General features: G+C 67.8%; 16 protein-coding genes. 10 read left to right on the top strand and 6 right to left on the bottom strand.

From position 1 onward, the window contains the following. Window positions 1-33: 33 nt before the first annotated feature. Entirely contained in the window at window positions 34-774 is a 741-nt protein-coding gene (locus G6N58_RS12755) for an SDR family NAD(P)-dependent oxidoreductase (RefSeq protein WP_115278449.1), read from the top strand. Window positions 775-795: 21 nt separating this feature from the next. Then, window positions 796-1,572: a helix-turn-helix transcriptional regulator gene (locus G6N58_RS12760; protein ID WP_115278448.1), complete on the top strand. Its 777-nt coding sequence runs from the start codon at window positions 796-798 to the stop codon at window positions 1,570-1,572. On the opposite strand, the gene G6N58_RS12765 is transcribed toward G6N58_RS12760, so the two are convergent. Next, a complete protein-coding gene (locus G6N58_RS12765) occupies window positions 1,562-2,164 on the bottom strand; it encodes a TetR/AcrR family transcriptional regulator (protein ID WP_115278447.1) in 603 nt (200 codons plus the stop codon). The genes G6N58_RS12760 and G6N58_RS12765 overlap by 11 nt on opposite strands. Before the next feature lie 108 nt (window positions 2,165-2,272). Between G6N58_RS12765 and G6N58_RS12770 the strand changes: the two genes are divergently transcribed. After that, a complete protein-coding gene (locus G6N58_RS12770; protein ID WP_115278446.1) occupies window positions 2,273-2,986 on the top strand; it encodes an SDR family NAD(P)-dependent oxidoreductase in 714 nt (237 codons plus the stop codon). Here G6N58_RS12770 and G6N58_RS12775 read toward each other — a convergent pair. Then, window positions 2,976-3,464, bottom strand: coding sequence for a MarR family winged helix-turn-helix transcriptional regulator (locus tag G6N58_RS12775; protein ID WP_115278445.1), 489 nt, complete (start codon window positions 3,462-3,464; stop codon window positions 2,976-2,978). The genes G6N58_RS12770 and G6N58_RS12775 overlap by 11 nt on opposite strands. A gap of 92 nt (window positions 3,465-3,556) precedes the next feature. Here G6N58_RS12775 and G6N58_RS12780 point away from each other — a divergent pair, with 92 nt between their 5' ends. After that, on the top strand, window positions 3,557-3,973 hold the full coding sequence (locus G6N58_RS12780; protein WP_115278444.1) for a Rid family hydrolase: 417 nt from the start codon (window positions 3,557-3,559) through the stop codon (window positions 3,971-3,973). A 2-nt stretch (window positions 3,974-3,975) separates the two neighbouring features. Here G6N58_RS12780 and G6N58_RS12785 read toward each other — a convergent pair whose 3' ends face one another. After that, on the bottom strand, window positions 3,976-4,827 hold the full coding sequence (locus G6N58_RS12785) for an LLM class flavin-dependent oxidoreductase (RefSeq protein WP_115278443.1): 852 nt from the start codon (window positions 4,825-4,827) through the stop codon (window positions 3,976-3,978). 106 nt (window positions 4,828-4,933) lie between these two features. Between G6N58_RS12785 and G6N58_RS12790 the strand changes: the two genes are divergently transcribed. Beyond that, window positions 4,934-5,509 (top strand): TetR/AcrR family transcriptional regulator, encoded by a 576-nt coding sequence (locus tag G6N58_RS12790; protein ID WP_115278442.1) that lies wholly within the window; start codon window positions 4,934-4,936, stop codon window positions 5,507-5,509. A 3-nt stretch (window positions 5,510-5,512) separates the two neighbouring features. Here G6N58_RS12790 and G6N58_RS12795 read toward each other — a convergent pair whose 3' ends face one another. After that, on the bottom strand, window positions 5,513-6,139 hold the full coding sequence (locus tag G6N58_RS12795; RefSeq protein WP_115278441.1) for a flavin reductase family protein: 627 nt from the start codon (window positions 6,137-6,139) through the stop codon (window positions 5,513-5,515). A 75-nt stretch (window positions 6,140-6,214) separates the two neighbouring features. Between G6N58_RS12795 and G6N58_RS12800 the strand changes: the two genes are divergently transcribed. The 3 genes from G6N58_RS12800 to G6N58_RS12810 all read left to right on the top strand — a co-directional run bounded on the left by G6N58_RS12800 (window position 6,215) and on the right by G6N58_RS12810 (window position 10,851). Beyond that, window positions 6,215-7,312 carry an alkene reductase gene (locus G6N58_RS12800; RefSeq protein ID WP_115278440.1) on the top strand — a complete coding sequence of 366 codons (1,098 nt, stop codon included), beginning with the start codon at window positions 6,215-6,217 and terminating at the stop codon, window positions 7,310-7,312. Between the two features lie 176 nt (window positions 7,313-7,488). Then, window positions 7,489-8,700, top strand: coding sequence for an acetyl-CoA C-acetyltransferase (locus tag G6N58_RS12805; RefSeq protein ID WP_068915040.1), 1,212 nt, complete (start codon window positions 7,489-7,491; stop codon window positions 8,698-8,700). 3 nt (window positions 8,701-8,703) lie between these two features. After that, on the top strand, window positions 8,704-10,851 hold the full coding sequence (locus tag G6N58_RS12810; RefSeq protein WP_115278439.1) for a 3-hydroxyacyl-CoA dehydrogenase NAD-binding domain-containing protein: 2,148 nt from the start codon (window positions 8,704-8,706) through the stop codon (window positions 10,849-10,851). Window positions 10,852-10,904: 53 nt separating this feature from the next. Here the strand turns inward: G6N58_RS12810 and G6N58_RS12815 are convergent, their stop codons facing one another. Both G6N58_RS12815 and G6N58_RS12820 read right to left on the bottom strand, forming a co-directional pair. Next, window positions 10,905-11,330: a pyridoxamine 5'-phosphate oxidase family protein gene (locus tag G6N58_RS12815; protein WP_115278438.1), complete on the bottom strand. Its 426-nt coding sequence runs from the start codon at window positions 11,328-11,330 to the stop codon at window positions 10,905-10,907. A gap of 9 nt (window positions 11,331-11,339) precedes the next feature. Next, a complete protein-coding gene (locus G6N58_RS12820; RefSeq protein WP_115278437.1) occupies window positions 11,340-12,557 on the bottom strand; it encodes an FAD-dependent monooxygenase in 1,218 nt (405 codons plus the stop codon). 74 nt (window positions 12,558-12,631) lie between these two features. Between G6N58_RS12820 and G6N58_RS12825 the strand changes: the two genes are divergently transcribed. Both G6N58_RS12825 and G6N58_RS12830 read left to right on the top strand, forming a co-directional pair. Then, a complete protein-coding gene (locus G6N58_RS12825) occupies window positions 12,632-13,183 on the top strand; it encodes a TetR/AcrR family transcriptional regulator (protein ID WP_115278436.1) in 552 nt (183 codons plus the stop codon). Window positions 13,184-13,194: 11 nt separating this feature from the next. After that, a complete protein-coding gene (locus tag G6N58_RS12830; RefSeq protein ID WP_115278435.1) occupies window positions 13,195-14,187 on the top strand; it encodes an LLM class F420-dependent oxidoreductase in 993 nt (330 codons plus the stop codon). Window positions 14,188-14,199: the final 12 nt, after the last annotated feature.

Raw genomic sequence — 14,199 nt, forward strand, 5'->3', positions numbered from 1 at the left:
CCTGGCCGCCCATTTTTCCGGTGTGCTGGAGCCATGACCACACAGGAGAACACCATCGCCCTCGTCACGGGCGCCAACACCGGCATCGGATTCCACCTCGCACGCCAGCTCGCCCAGACCGGCGCCCGGGTGCTGCTCGGCTCGCGTGATCCCGGCCGCGGATCCGACGCCGCAGAGAAGCTGGCCGCCGAGGGGCTGCAGGTCGAGCAGCTGACCATCGACATCACCGACGACCAGAGCATCGCCGCGGCGGTGCACCGGGTCAGCCAGACCCACGGTCGGGTGGACCTGCTGATCAACAACGCGGCCATTGCCGGCGACCTGCAGCCGGCATCGGCGGTCAGCCGCGAGTCGATGCTCGCCACTTACGACACCAACGTCGCGGGCGTGGCCGCGGTGACCAACGGATTCCTGCCGCTGCTGCGGGCATCGTCACGGGCCCGCGTGCTCAACGTCTCGAGCGAGCTCGGGTCCACCCGGCTGGTGAACGATCCGGACTGGCCGTTCAGCCACGTGGCCACCGCCGCCTACCAGGCCTCCAAGAGCGCGCTGGACATGCTGACCGTGCTCTACGCCAAAGAGCTTGCCGCGCAGAACATCGCCGTGGTTTCGGTGAGCCCCGGCTACCGTGCCACCGGGCTGAGCAACGGCGAACCGATGGAGGGCGCCGGGGACCCGGCCGAGGGCGCGGCGGGCATCGTCGGGGTGGCGCTGTCCGGCGAACTGCGCACCGGGCTGTTCTTCAGCGACCAGGGAGAACTCGTGCCCTGGTGAGCAGCGTGCCACTATCGAGGTATGGATGCACACGCGGCGGGGAGGTACCTGCGGGCAGTTCGCGACAGTCGTGACCCGCAGGCCTACGGGTTCAGCGACCGCGGTCGCCGCACCCCGGGCTTGCGCCGCGAAGAGGTGGCACAGCTGGCGCACATCTCGTTGGAGCACTACACGAACCTCGAGCGCGGGCGCGGCGCGGGACCGTCGGATCAGGTGGTCAGCGCCATCTGCGACGCGTTGCGGATGGACGATGATGAGCGACGGCACCTGTTCGAGCTGATCGGGCGGACCGTTCCGTGGGGCAGCGAACCCAGCATGGAGGTTTCCCCGAGCGTGGCCAAGCTGGTGCAGGGTCTGGGTTCCACCGCTGCCATCGTGCTGAGCGCCCGGTTCGACGTGTTGGCGTGGAACGCCCAGGCGGAGCTGCTGATGGAGGATTTCGGCGCCCTCGATCGGTCGGAGCGCAATGTGGCGCGACGGCACTTTCTGCCGACGGGGGGCCTGACCCCGCACTACGGGATGTCCCACGCCGACGAATTCTCCCGCATCGTGGTGGGCCAGCTGCGCACGACGCTGGCTCGCTATCCGCGTGACGAGCAGACTCAGAAGCTGATCAACGACCTGTGCAACGGCAGCCCCGAGTTCGTCGAATTATGGGGCGATGCAACGGCTGTCGGGTCAACCCACATGATCAAATACGTCGACCACCACACTCTCGGCCCGCTCGCGCTGGCCTGCGACATGCTGCGCGATCCCCATCGCGATCAGAGCATCGTGATGTTCTCCATCATGGAATGACCGGCGGCGGCTGCGGCAACGGGTGGGCGCCCTGGGGTCGTAGCCCGTCGAAGATGATGGCGAGATAGCGCTGCCACAGCAATGGCGGTGGGGCGCTGAGATTCTCGACGGCGTGGATGGGCGCGCACATCAACAGGAACACATCGGCCTCGGTGATGTCGGGCCGCAGGGCACCGGCGTCACGAGCGCGGTCGACCAGCACGCCCAAGCTGTCGTGCAGGGCGTCGCGCAGTTCCGCCACCCGGGGGTCGTCGTTGCTCGCGGATTGCAGAAAGGTCAGGTCGTGCTGCCGGCGTTGGTCGGCGGCGATGGTCAGGAACTCCAGCAGCGCCGCGCCCGGATCCGCGGCATCGGAACGCTGTCGGGCAGCGTCGACCAGTGTCGCGATGTGCCCGCAGACGATGGCCGCGATCAGATCCTCTTTGGTGTCGAAATGCCGGAACACCGTGCCCTTGGCGATGCCCGCGCGGCGGGCGATGTCGGCCACCGACGCCGCGGGCCCTCGCTCGGCGAACTCCTCCTCGGCTGCCGCCAGCAGCAGAGTGCGGTTGCGGGCGGCGTCGGCGCGGACCGGGCGGGCGGGGGAACTCACCCCTGGAGACTAGCAAGTTGACCGCGCGGTCATCTTGTGGCACCGTGGCCGATGAACATGACCATACGGTCATGTTGCCGAGTTCATACGAAAGCTGTTGGAGGACACATGAAGTTGTCAGGAGCCACCGCGCTGGTCACCGGAGCCAACCGGGGTATCGGGGACCACTTCGCCCGGGGACTGCTGGAGCGCGGCGCCAAGGTCTACGCCACCGCCCGGCGGCCCGAGTCGGTGGGCATCCCCGGGGCCGAGGTGCTCCAGCTCGACATCACCGACCAGGCTTCCGTTGCAGCGGCCGCAGCGGCCGCCGGCGACGTGGACGTACTGATCAACAACGCCGCCGATGCCGCCGGTGGGAATCTCGTCACCGGAGACCTGGCCGCCATCCGGTCCACCATGGAGTCCAACTACTTCGGCACCCTGTCGATGATCCGGGCGTTCGCCCCCATTCTGGCCCGCAACGGCGGCGGGGCCATCCTCAACGTGCTGTCGGCCGCAGCGTGGACCACCGTGCTGGGCAACACTGCCTACGCGGCGTCCAAATCGGCGGAGTGGGGCCTGACCAACGCGGTTCGCCTCGAGCTGCAGGAGCAGGGCACCCTGGTTTCCGCGCTGGTGCCGGGGTTGATCGGTACCCAGACTCTGTTCGACTTCGCCGAGCGCCACGGCATCGAGTTCGCCGAGGGCGCGGTGCTGGACCCGGCGGACCTGGTGACGCTCGCGCTCGACGGACTGGAAGCCGATGAGATCGAGATCCTGGACGCGCACAGCGTCGCGGCCAAGGCCACCCTCGCCGGGCCGCCGCAGACGTTCAGCCTGTAGAGCCCTGCTGCGCACCGAAGTTCGGGTGCACCACGCGCAACTTGTCGGCGATCCGCGTCAGCGCGCGCAGGTCGGTGGGGGTGAGCGGGTCCAGCACGAGCTGTCGCAACGAGCGCATGTGCACCGGCGCCGCCACAACCACCAGTCGGAAGCCGTCGTCGGTCAGGTGGGCCAGGGTGTAGCGCCCGTCGTCGGGATCGGGGGAGCGCGTCATCCAGCCGCGCTGTTCGAATCGCTTGACCACGTTGGACAGTCGCGACAGTGAGCCGTTGGCCAGAAAAGCCAACTCGCTCATGCGGATCCGGCGGTCCGGCGCTTCGGAGACGTGGCTGAGCACCAGGTACTCGAACAGCGTCAGGTCCACCTCGCGCAGTGCGGAATCCAGCCGGCCGGGCAGCATCAGCATGATCGCCGCCAGGCCGGTCCAGGCCTCCTTCTCCTGCGGGGTGAGCCACTCCGGTTCCTCGCTGCGTGCCATCCGTGCAGCCTATCCCTTGGGAATAACTTCACGTGTGAAGTCATTGCTGCTAGTGTCAGTTCAAGCGTGAAGTCATCAACGAAAGGCGAACCATGGCAGCGGTCGAATTCTTCGTCACCCCCGGAGTGGGCGAGAAGATGCGTCAAGAGCGGCATTACAGCCAGGCGGTGCGGATCGGCAACGTCGTCGAGATCTCCGGACAGGGCGGCTGGGATGACGACCTCAATTTTCCGGAATCCCTCGAGGCCGAGATCGTGCAGGCTTTCGACAACGTGGAGAAGGTCCTGGCCGCCGCCGGTGCCAGTTGGTCCGACGTGGTGCACGTGAACTCCTACCACGTGATCAGTGAACCGGACGGCGCCTTTGACGCTCACAACGACGTCATGGTGGCTCAGTTCCGGAAGAGGATGGACGACCGGGCACCCATCTGGACCGAAACCGGCGTCACCGTGCTCGGCGCTCCGAAGATGCGCGTCGAGATCCGGGTGACGGCGGTGGTCGGGGACTGACGTCAGCAGATGATCTCGTCGGCCACCCACCGGGCCGCCCGGTCCGGGAACGGGGCCGGGAGGATGAGCACGATGTGCTCGAATCCTGCGGAAATCACCTCGGCGACAGCACTTTTTGTAGGAATGGGATTGTCGTAGGACACCGGCAGTGCAACCGAGCGCACGATCGCCGCCGGGTCCCGGCCGATGTCGTGGCAGAGCTGGTCGAGTCGGGAGCTGCGCGCCACCAGGTCGGCGATGTCGCCGCCCGGGGCGTTCCAGATGTCGGCGTGCTCGGCGACCACCCGCAATGTGGGTGTCGAGCGGCCGCCGATCACGATCGGTGGGTGCGGGCGCTGCACCGGCAACGGGTTGCCGATGGCGCCGGTGAGGCGGACGTGCGCACCGTCGAAATCGAACGGTGTGGAGTCGGCCCACAGGCGCTTGAGCACCACACAGGCCTCGGCGAGAGCATCAACCGACGAGCCGAAGGTGTCATACGGCAGTCCGTTGGCTTCGTATTCGCGCCGGGCTATCGGCACGCTGGGCCGCGATCCGGCGCCGATGCCGAAGTCGAGTCGCCCGCCGGAGACGATGTCGACGGTCGTAGCGATCTTCGCCAGCACGGCGGGCGGCCGAAATCGGTTGCTGGTCACCATGATTCCCAGGCGCAGTCGCTCGGTGGCCGCGGCCAGCGCCGAGAGCAGCGTCCAGCCCTCGAGGATGGGGCCCTCCAGCGGGCCGGCGATGGGCAGCAGGTGATCGAACAGCCACGCATGCTCGATCGCATCGATGGCGTCCGCCTCCTGCCAGACGCGCAGCACGTCGCCGTAGTCGACCTGCTGAGGCGCGGTGAGGATTCCGAACGATGGCATGTCACGTCTCTCTCCGCCGGGGCTGGCATGATGGGAGCGGAACAACCGGAGCGGCGTTCCGCATACGACAATACGGAGCGGTGCTCCGTTTTGCAAGGGAGCTGCGGTGGGTGACGACAGAACGGAAGTGGCGGCAGGCCGGGTGCGGTCGGATGCCAGACGCAACCGGCAGACCCTGCTGGAGGCCGCCGCCGCCGCGTTCATCGAGAATGGCGTGGACGCCCCCGTGCGCGACATCGCCGCCCGGGCCGGGGTTGGGATGGGGACGCTCTACCGGCACTTTCCCACGCGGGCCGACCTCATCATCGCTGTCTATCAGCATCAGATCGACGCCTGCGCCACCGCCGGACCCGAGCTGCTGGCTCGCACCGACCCGTACCAGGCCCTCACTACCTGGGTCGACATGTTCGTCGATCTGCTGGTGACCAAACACGGGCTCGCGGCGGCACTGCACTCCGACAGCGCACGCTTCGAAGCCCTGCACGCCTACTTCCTGGACCAGCTTCTGCCGGTGGCCACCCAACTGCTCACGGCGGCATCGGAGGCCGGCGACATCGTGTCCGGCGTCGAGGCGTACGGCCTGCTGCGCGGGATCGGGAACCTGTGCATCGGCGACGGGGACGGCCGCTACGACCCGCGCACGCTGGTCGGCCTGCTCATCGCCGGGCTACGCACCCGCTGATGCTCAGCTGCTGGGGCGGCGCATCTCGAACGCGGCGTCGGGGGTGATCTCGAAGTACTGGGCCGGCCCACCGGCCCGGACGATCGGGTGCGCGGCGCCGGTGTCGAAGATGCCGTCGTTCAGTAGCTCGGCGTCGATGTGCACGGCCACCACCTCGCCGAGCACCAGCCAGGTCGGGACCGCCTCACCGGCGCTCGTGGCCAACTGCACCAGCTGGGTCAGGGTGCACTCGAAGTTCACCGGGCTCTCCAGTACCCGTGGCGCTGACACCAGGGTCGACGGCACGGCCGTCAGCTTGCCGCGGACGAATTCGTCGCTCTCGGGTGGTAGCGGCGCCGACGTCTCGTTCATGGCTTCGGCCAGGTCCCGGGTGGCCAGGTTCCAGACGAACTCGCCGGTCGCCTCGACATTGGCCACCGAGTCCTTCCATCCCACCGACGCGAAACCCACGATGGGCGGGTGGTAGTTGAACCCGTTGAAGAAGCTGTACGGGGCCAGGTTGGCCACGCCCTCGCCGCTGACCGTCGAGATCCAGCCGATCGGCCTGGGGGCGACAATGGCGTTGAACGGGTCGTGGGGCAACCCCGTTCCCTGTGCGGGTCGGTAGTAATGGGCGCCTTCGCGTGCCACGTGCTCTCCTGCGGGTCGACTGGCAGACCATGCTAGGCGGGAATGAATTCCCGTGCCCGTGCGCTCTTAAGCTGCATGACCTTCACCCTCGGCAGTGATGCGGCGCTGCGCAAGCCCATTCAGATCGGCGACACCTCCGCCGAGAACCGAATCTTCATGGCGCCCTTGACCCGATCGCGTGCCGATGCCGACGCCACCCCGTCGGACCTGGCGGTGACCTACTACGCCCAGCGCGCCGCGGCGGGTCTGATCATCAGTGAGGCGACGGCCATCTGTGAGCAGGCCAACGGCGCTTACATGAACACCCCGGGCCTGTACACCGACCGGCACCAGGAGAAATGGGGCGAGATCGCCTCGGCCGTGCACAGTGCCGGTGGCAAGATGTTCGTCCAGCTCTGGCACGTCGGCCGGATGGCGCACCCGGAGATCAGCGGGTTCGACGTGGTGGGTCCGTCGGCTGTCGGCGCGAACCTGACCACCCACACCCCGTCGGGCAAGCAGGCGCTGCAGATCCCGCGGGCGCTCACGGTCGAGGAGATCGGCACCATCGTGGGCCAGTTCCGGTCGGCGGCCCGTCGCGCGGTGGACGCGGGTATGGACGGCGTGGAGATCCATGGAGCCAATGGCTATCTGCTGCACGAGTTCTCGTCAGATGTGGTGAACCAGCGCACGGATGCTTACGGCGGGTCGCCGGAGAACCGGGCGCGCCTGACCGCCGAGGTGGTCGAGGCCGTGGCCGACGAGATCGGTGCGGGCCGGGTGGGTCTGCGGATCTCGCCCGGAAACACCGCCGGCGACATGCAGGAGAACGACAAGGTGGGCGCCTACGAGGCGCTGCTGCGGCGCATCGATGCCCTGGGCCTGGCCTACCTGCACATCCTCATCGATCCTTCCGACCCGGTGTTCGCCACCCTGCGCTCGCTCTGGGGCGGCCCGGTGGTGCTGAACACCGGCCGCGAGCGCGACACCAGCTTCTGCCAACTCGAGGAGCTCGCCGAGTGGGGCGTCATCAGCGCCGCCGCAGTGGGCCGGGCGTTCCTGGCCAACCCGGATCTGATCCGTCGGCTGGAGGTCGGCGCCGAGCTCAACGAGCCGGACGTGGCCACCTTCTACGCCCCCGGGCCGGTGGGCTACACCGACTACCCGACGATGGCCGAGCTGCAGCAGGTCTGAGCCACGCGCGGCAACCACGACACGGACGATCCGCCCCGCGGATCGTCCGTTGTCGTGTCCGCAGGGCACAGAACGTGACCAGTCTCCCAACCAAGCGGTTGGGCGAGGCTGCTAGGCTGGCGCGATAGAGGACAAACCTCCCTGCATCAACCCTGAACAGGACCTGGAGACAACGTATGTCCGAAGAAGCCTTCATCTATGAGGCCATTCGCACACCGCGCGGCAAGCAGCGCGGTGGCTCCCTCAACGAGATCAAGCCGGTCAACCTGGTGGTCGGCCTGATCGACGAGATCCGCGCGCGCTACCCCGACCTGGACGAGAACCTGATCAGCGACGTCATCTTGGGTGTCGTTTCCCCCGTGGGTGACCAGGGCGGCGACATCGCCCGCACTGCTGCTCTGGTGGCCAAGCTGCCCGAGACCACCGGCGGCTTCCAGCTCAACCGCTTCTGCGCCTCCGGCCTCGAGGCCGTGAACACCGCCGCGCAGAAGGTGCGCTCGGGCTGGGACGACCTGGTGCTGGCCGGCGGCGTCGAGTCCATGAGCCGCGTCCCGATGGGCTCCGACGGCGGCGCCTGGGCGTCGGACCCCGAGACCAACTACCGCGTCGGTTTCGTCCCGCAGGGCATCGGCGCGGACCTGATCGCCACCATCGAGGGTTTCTCCCGCGAGGACGTCGACGCCTACGCGGTGCGCTCGCAGGAGCGGGCAGCTGCGGCCTGGTCCGGCGGCTACTTCGCCAAGTCCGTGGTCCCGGTCAAGGATCAGAACGGCCTGGTGGTGCTCGACCACGACGAGCACACCCGGCCCGGCACCACCCTGGAGAGCCTGGCCAAGCTCAAGCCGGCCTTCGAGGGCCTGGGAGCCATGGGCGGCTTCGACGACGTGGCGCTGCAGAAGTACCACTACGTCGAGAAGATCAACCACGTGCACACCGGCGGCAACAGCTCCGGCATCGTCGACGGCGCCGCGCTGGTGCTCGTCGGCTCGGAGAAGGCCGGCCTGTCGCAGGGACTGACCCCGCGGGCGCGCATCGTGGCCACCGCCACCAGCGGCGCCGACCCGGTCATCATGCTGACCGGCCCGACGCCCGCTACCCGCAAGGTGCTGGACCGCGCAGGCCTGACCGTCGACGACATCGACCTGTTCGAGCTCAACGAGGCGTTCGCCTCGGTGGTGCTGAAGTTCCAGAAGGACCTGGGCATCCCCGACGAGAAGCTCAACGTCAACGGTGGCGCAATCGCGATGGGCCACCCGCTGGGCGCCACCGGCGCCATGATCACCGGAACCATGGTCGACGAGCTCGAGCGGCGCGGCGCCCGGCGTGCGCTGATCACGCTGTGCATCGGCGGCGGCATGGGTGTGGCCACCATCATCGAGAGGGTCTGACCAATGGCTGAAAACACCATCACATGGGACAAGGATGCCGACGGCATCGTCACCCTGACGCTGGACGATCCCACCGGCTCGGCCAACGTGATGAACGAGCACTACAAGGAATCCATGCACAATGCCGTGGAAAAACTTGTAGCAGAAAAGGATTCGATCACCGGTGTGGTGATCGCCAGCGCCAAGAAGACCTTCTTCGCCGGCGGTGACCTCAAGGGCATGATGACCGTCGGCCCCGACGACGCCGCGGCATCCTTCGCCGAGGTCGAGTTCATCAAGGCCGACCTGCGCAAGCTGGAGACCCTGGGCAAGCCGGTGGTGGCCGCCATCAACGGCGCCGCCCTCGGTGGTGGCCTGGAGATCGCGCTGGCCACCCACCACCGCATCGCCGCTGACGTCAAGGGTGTGGTGATCGGGCTGCCCGAGGTCACCCTGGGTCTGCTGCCCGGCGGTGGCGGCGTGGCACGCACCGTGCGCATGTTCGGCATCCAGAAGGCCTTCATGGAGATCCTGAGCCAGGGCACCCGCTTCAAGCCGGGCAAGGCCAAGGAGATCGGCCTGGTGGACGAATTGGTCTCCAGCACCGAGGAATTGGTGCCGGCCGCCAAGGCGTGGATCAAGGCCAATCCCGACGCCCACACTCAGCCGTGGGACGCCAAGGGCTACAAGATGCCCGGCGGCACGCCGTCGCATCCGGCGCTGGCCGCCATCCTGCCGTCGTTCCCGGCGCTGCTGAAGAAGCAGCTCAAGGGTGCGCCCATGCCGGCGCCGCGCGCCATCCTGGACGCCGCCGTCGAGGGCGCCCAGGTGGACTTCGACACCGCCACCCGCATCGAGAGCCGCTACTTCGTCTCGCTGGTGACCGGCCAGACCGCCAAGAACATGATCCAGGCGTTCTTCCTGGACCTGCAGGCCATCAACGGTGGCGCCTCGCGCCCGGACGGCATCGCCAAGCAGGAGATCAAGAAGATCGGCGTGCTCGGCGCGGGCATGATGGGCGCAGGCATCGCCTACGTCTCGGCCAAGGCCGGCTATGACGTTGTGCTCAAGGATGTTTCGCTCGAAGCCGCCCAGAAGGGCAAGGGCTATTCCGAGAAGTTGGAAGCCAAGGCGCTGGAGCGGGGCCGCACCACGCAGGAGAAATCCGACGCGCTGCTGGCCCGCATCACCCCGGCCGCTGACCCGCAGGATCTCAAGGGTGTCGACTTCGTGATCGAGGCCGTCTTCGAGAACCAGGAACTCAAGCACAAGGTGTTCCAGGAGATCGAGGACATCGTGGGACCCAACGCGCTGCTGGGCTCCAACACCTCCACCCTGCCGATCACCGGCCTGGCGTCCGGGGTCAAGCGCCAGGAAGACTTCATCGGCATCCACTTCTTCTCCCCTGTGGACAAGATGCCGCTGGTGGAGATCATCAAGGGCGAGAAGACCTCCGACGAGGCGCTGGCCCGGGTGTTCGACTACACCCTGGCCATCGGCAAGACCCCGATCGTGGTCAATGACAGCCGCGGCTTCTTCACCAGCCGCGTCATCGGCACCTTCGTCAACGAGGCGCTGGCGATGCTGGGCGAGGGCGTTGCCCCGGCCAGCATCGAGCAGGCCGGTGCCCAGGCGGGTTACCCGGCCGCGCCGTTGCAGCTCTCCGACGAGCTCAACCTGGAGCTGATGCAGAAGATCGCCACCGAGACCCGCAAGGCGACCGAGGCGGCAGGCGGCACCCATGTGGCGCACCCGGCCGAAGAGGTCGTCAACAAGATGATCGAGATCGGCCGTCCGTCGCGGCTCAAGGGCGCGGGCTTCTACGAGTACGTCGACGGCAAGCGCGTCGGTCTGTGGGAGGGCCTGGCCGACACGTTCGGATCGGGAAAGAGCGAGATCCCGTTGCAGGACATGATCGATCGCATGCTGTTCGCCGAGGCGCTGGAGACGCAGAAATGCCTCGACGAGGGCGTGCTGACCTCCACTGCCGACGCGAACATCGGCTCCATCATGGGCATCGGCTTCCCGCCGTACACCGGTGGTAGCGCGCAGTTCATCGTCGGCTACCAGGGTGAGCTCGGCGTCGGCAAGGAAGCGTTCGTGGCACGGGCCAAGCAGCTCGCTGAGCGCTACGGCGAGCGCTTCACCCCGCCTGCTTCGCTGACCAGCTAGCCGCAGACCTCAAAAGCCCCCAGCACAATGACGTGCTGGGGGCTTTTGTTGCCTCAGAAGCTGCCCATGTCCGAGGACAGCCAGTGCTGCGGCTGCAGGAAGATCGCCACGTGGTCGCCGAAGTTGGCTCCTGCGAATTCCAGGTAGCGCCGGGCAGCGGCGTCGTCGAGGTACCGATGGGCCAGCTCCTCCATCTGAGCGTCGGTACCCGGCTCGATGCGGCTGACCGCACCGTCCACCGCGACGTAGCGGACGGTGGGTTCGAGCTGTTCGACCATCAGGGAGAAGAATCCCGCTGACTGGATCAGCCGCGCCTTGCGGGAGTCTGTTCCGGTGAGGATCCAGGGCTCACCACCGGGCGTGTACTGGTACCAGATGGGCACCGTCAGCGGACCGCGGCCGGCGCCGGCGTGCACCGACAGCGCGGCGATGTGCGGCTGGGCCAGGAACTGTTCGCGTTCAGCGGTGGAAAGGGCCATGGCGCAAGGCTAACCGCGCCGGGCGACGGCCATGGCGTAGTCGGGCACCTGGATGGAGTCGTAGAGCCGGATACCCCTGTCGCTGAGACCTGCGACCGCGGAGGTGACCGGTGTCGGCAGCAGTGAGATCAGCCGTCCGGTGAGCAGCAGCGCGTGCAGGCCCAGCCGCGACGAGGGCAGGATGGTCCTGGCGGTGCTCTTGGCCAAGGCTCGGGCACCCAGGACCGGGTGGCGCATCACCTGCTCGTAGGCGGCGAAGCCCGCGGCGTGGTCGCCGTCGGCGCGGCCCAGCTCGCCCGCCAGCACATAGGCGCCCACCACCGCCAGGCTGGTACTGCCCCCGACGGCCGGGCCGGGGCAGTACCCGGCGTCACCCACCAGCGTCACCCGTCCGCGCGACCAGGTGTCCAGCTGCAACTGGTCGATGGCGTCGAAGTAGAACGCCGGGGTGCCGGCGACTTCGGCCAGCCAACGGTCCACCTCGGCGGACATCCCCGTGAACCGTGTCCGCAGCACCGCCTTGTGCTGGTCGGCGGCGCGGTGGTCGTAGGTGAAGGGGGCCGCGGGGCGGAACAGGAACACCGCCCTGGCGTTGTCGAGGTGATCGGCGGTGTAGATCATCGCGCTGCGGTCCACGTCGAACCAACCGGTCATCTCACCCTCGCGCGCAAGAGATTTCGGCACCGACACCACCGACAGGTAGGCGCCGAGGAACTCGGTGTGCCCGGCGTCGTCGCCGAACGCCAACTGCCGCACCCCCGAGTGCAGCCCGTCGGCGCCGATGACGACGTCGAACTGGCGGGTGGGGGAGTGCGCGAAGGTGACCTGGCCGTCGTCGGCGATCGCGGTGATCTGGTCACCGAAGAGGTACTCGACGTGCTCGCACCCGGCGTCGTAGAAGATCTGGCTGAGGTCGTCGCGCATGATCTCGACGTGGCGCGCCGAGATGGCCGCGGACAGCTTGCGGTAGTCGACGTGGGTCACCCGCGTGGCGCCCGGCCGGCGGGCCAGGATGTGGTCGGTGCCGGTGGCCCGGTTGAGCACCCGGTCCGCGACGCCCATCTTCTCCGCGATGTCCATGGCGGGGCCGAACAGATCGATGGCGTGTCCGCCGGTCTTGCGCAGCGCCGGGGCCCGCTCCACCACCGTGACCTTGAATCCCTGCCGGGCCAGCCAGTAGGCCGACACCGGTCCGGCGATGCTGGCACCGGAAATCAGAACGCGCATGTCCTCCTCCTTACTTAACGGTCGGTAAGTGACGGCTTGAGCTTACTTAACGATCGGTCAGATAGGGTGGCCAGGTGAGTTCACCCAGGTCGGACACCCGCCAGCGCATCCAGGATGCGGCGCGGGAGCTGTTCGCCGTCAAAGGTGTGCAGCGCACCAGCCTGCAGGACATCGCCGCCCGGCTCGGCATCACCAAGCCTGCGCTGTACTACCACTTCGGCTCCCGCGAGGACCTGGTCCGCAGCATCGTGGCGCCGCTGATCGAGGGCGGAGAGCAGCTGGCGGCCGAATGTGAGGCCCACCCGGAGTGGTCACCGCAGCAGATCCTGGAGCGCTACTTCGACTACCACTACCGCCACCGCGCCGATCTGCTGCTGGTGGTCTCCGAGCTCAGCACCATCGCCGACCTGGGGCTGATCGACACCATGCTGACCTGGCGAGAACGCTTGGGCCGCTTGATCTTCGGGCCGAACCCCACGCTGGAGCAGTCGGCCCGCGCGGTGATCGCCCTGGGCGGTCTGCAGGATTGCTGCCTGCAGTTCCCGGACGCCCCCGCCGACGAACTGCGCGCCGCGGTGGTCGCCGGTGCCCTGGCCGCACTGGGCCAGCAGGTGTCCCCGGGCTAGAGTCGGATGTCATGCGCTTCGGATTGTTCATCCCGCAAGGCTGGCGTCTGGATCTGGTCGGCATCGACCCGAAAGAGCAGTGGGCGGTGATGAACGGGCTCGCCACCTACGCCGACACCGCGAAGGCCTGGGACTCACTGTGGGTCTACGACCACTTCCACACCGTTCCGGTGCCCAGCGGCGAAGCGACCCATGAGGCGTGGTCGCTGATGGCGGCGTACGCCGCCACCACCTCGCGCATCAAGCTCGGGCAGATGTGCACGGCCATGAGTTACCGCAACCCGGCGTATCTGGCCAAGGTGGCCGCCACCGTCGACGTGATTTCCGGGGGCCGCGTGCAGATGGGCATCGGCGGCGGCTGGTACGAGCACGAGTGGCGCGCCTACGGCTACGGCTTCCCGTCGGCCGGTGTGCGACTGGGCCGCCTGGACGAGGGTGTGCAGATCATGCGCGACGCCTGGCGCGACGGGGTGGTGAGCTTCGACGGCAAGCACTATCAGGTGGACGGGGCCATCGTGGCGCCGAAACCCTTGCAGGACGGCGGGATCCCGCTGTGGATCGCCGGCGGCGGGGAGAAGGTGACGCTGCGGATCGCCGCCCGGTACGCGCAGTACACCAACTTCGCCTCGGCCCCCGAGGTGTTCCAGAACAAGTCGGAGATCCTGGCCGGGCACTGCCGCGACGTGGGCACCGACTTCGACGCGATCGTGCGGTCCTCCAACGTGAACGTCGTCCTCGGTTCCTCCGAAGCCGAGGTCGCCGACCGCCTCGAGCGGATCCGGTCGCGGGTCAAGGACGTCGCCGGCCAGGACGCCACCGACGCCATGATCGCCTCGATGAGTGGCCCGGGCACCGGTGCGGGCACACCCGAGCAGGTGATCGAGACGCTGACCAACCTGCGCGGCCTGGGCTGTGAGTACGTGATCTGCTACTTCCCCGAAGCGGCCTACGACCGCTCGGGCATCGAGATGTTCGAGCGCGAGGTCATCCCCGCACTGCAGTGACACTGCGATGAT

The sequence above is a fragment of the Mycolicibacterium tokaiense genome (assembly GCF_010725885.1).
In the GTDB taxonomy this organism is placed as follows: domain Bacteria; phylum Actinomycetota; class Actinomycetes; order Mycobacteriales; family Mycobacteriaceae; genus Mycobacterium; species Mycobacterium tokaiense.

Bases quoted from the DNA above. Each gene is read 5' to 3' on its own strand.
- G6N58_RS12780 (WP_115278444.1), top strand. From the start codon at position 3,557: ATGGCAGCGGTCGAATTCTTCGTCACCCCCGGAGTGGGCGAGAAGATG.
- G6N58_RS12775 (WP_115278445.1), bottom strand. From the start codon at position 3,464: ATGGCACGCAGCGAGGAACCGGAGTGGCTCACCCCGCAGGAGAAGGAG.
- G6N58_RS12810 (WP_115278439.1), top strand. From the start codon at position 8,704: ATGGCTGAAAACACCATCACATGGGACAAGGATGCCGACGGCATCGTC.
- G6N58_RS12785 (WP_115278443.1), bottom strand. From the start codon at position 4,827: ATGCCATCGTTCGGAATCCTCACCGCGCCTCAGCAGGTCGACTACGGC.
- G6N58_RS12770 (WP_115278446.1), top strand. From the start codon at position 2,273: ATGAAGTTGTCAGGAGCCACCGCGCTGGTCACCGGAGCCAACCGGGGT.
- G6N58_RS12760 (WP_115278448.1), top strand. From the start codon at position 796: ATGGATGCACACGCGGCGGGGAGGTACCTGCGGGCAGTTCGCGACAGT.
- G6N58_RS12805 (WP_068915040.1), top strand. From the start codon at position 7,489: ATGTCCGAAGAAGCCTTCATCTATGAGGCCATTCGCACACCGCGCGGC.
- G6N58_RS12800 (WP_115278440.1), top strand. From the start codon at position 6,215: ATGACCTTCACCCTCGGCAGTGATGCGGCGCTGCGCAAGCCCATTCAG.
- G6N58_RS12755 (WP_115278449.1), top strand. From the start codon at position 34: ATGACCACACAGGAGAACACCATCGCCCTCGTCACGGGCGCCAACACC.
- G6N58_RS12820 (WP_115278437.1), bottom strand. From the start codon at position 12,557: ATGCGCGTTCTGATTTCCGGTGCCAGCATCGCCGGACCGGTGTCGGCC.
- G6N58_RS12815 (WP_115278438.1), bottom strand. From the start codon at position 11,330: ATGGCCCTTTCCACCGCTGAACGCGAACAGTTCCTGGCCCAGCCGCAC.
- G6N58_RS12830 (WP_115278435.1), top strand. From the start codon at position 13,195: ATGCGCTTCGGATTGTTCATCCCGCAAGGCTGGCGTCTGGATCTGGTC.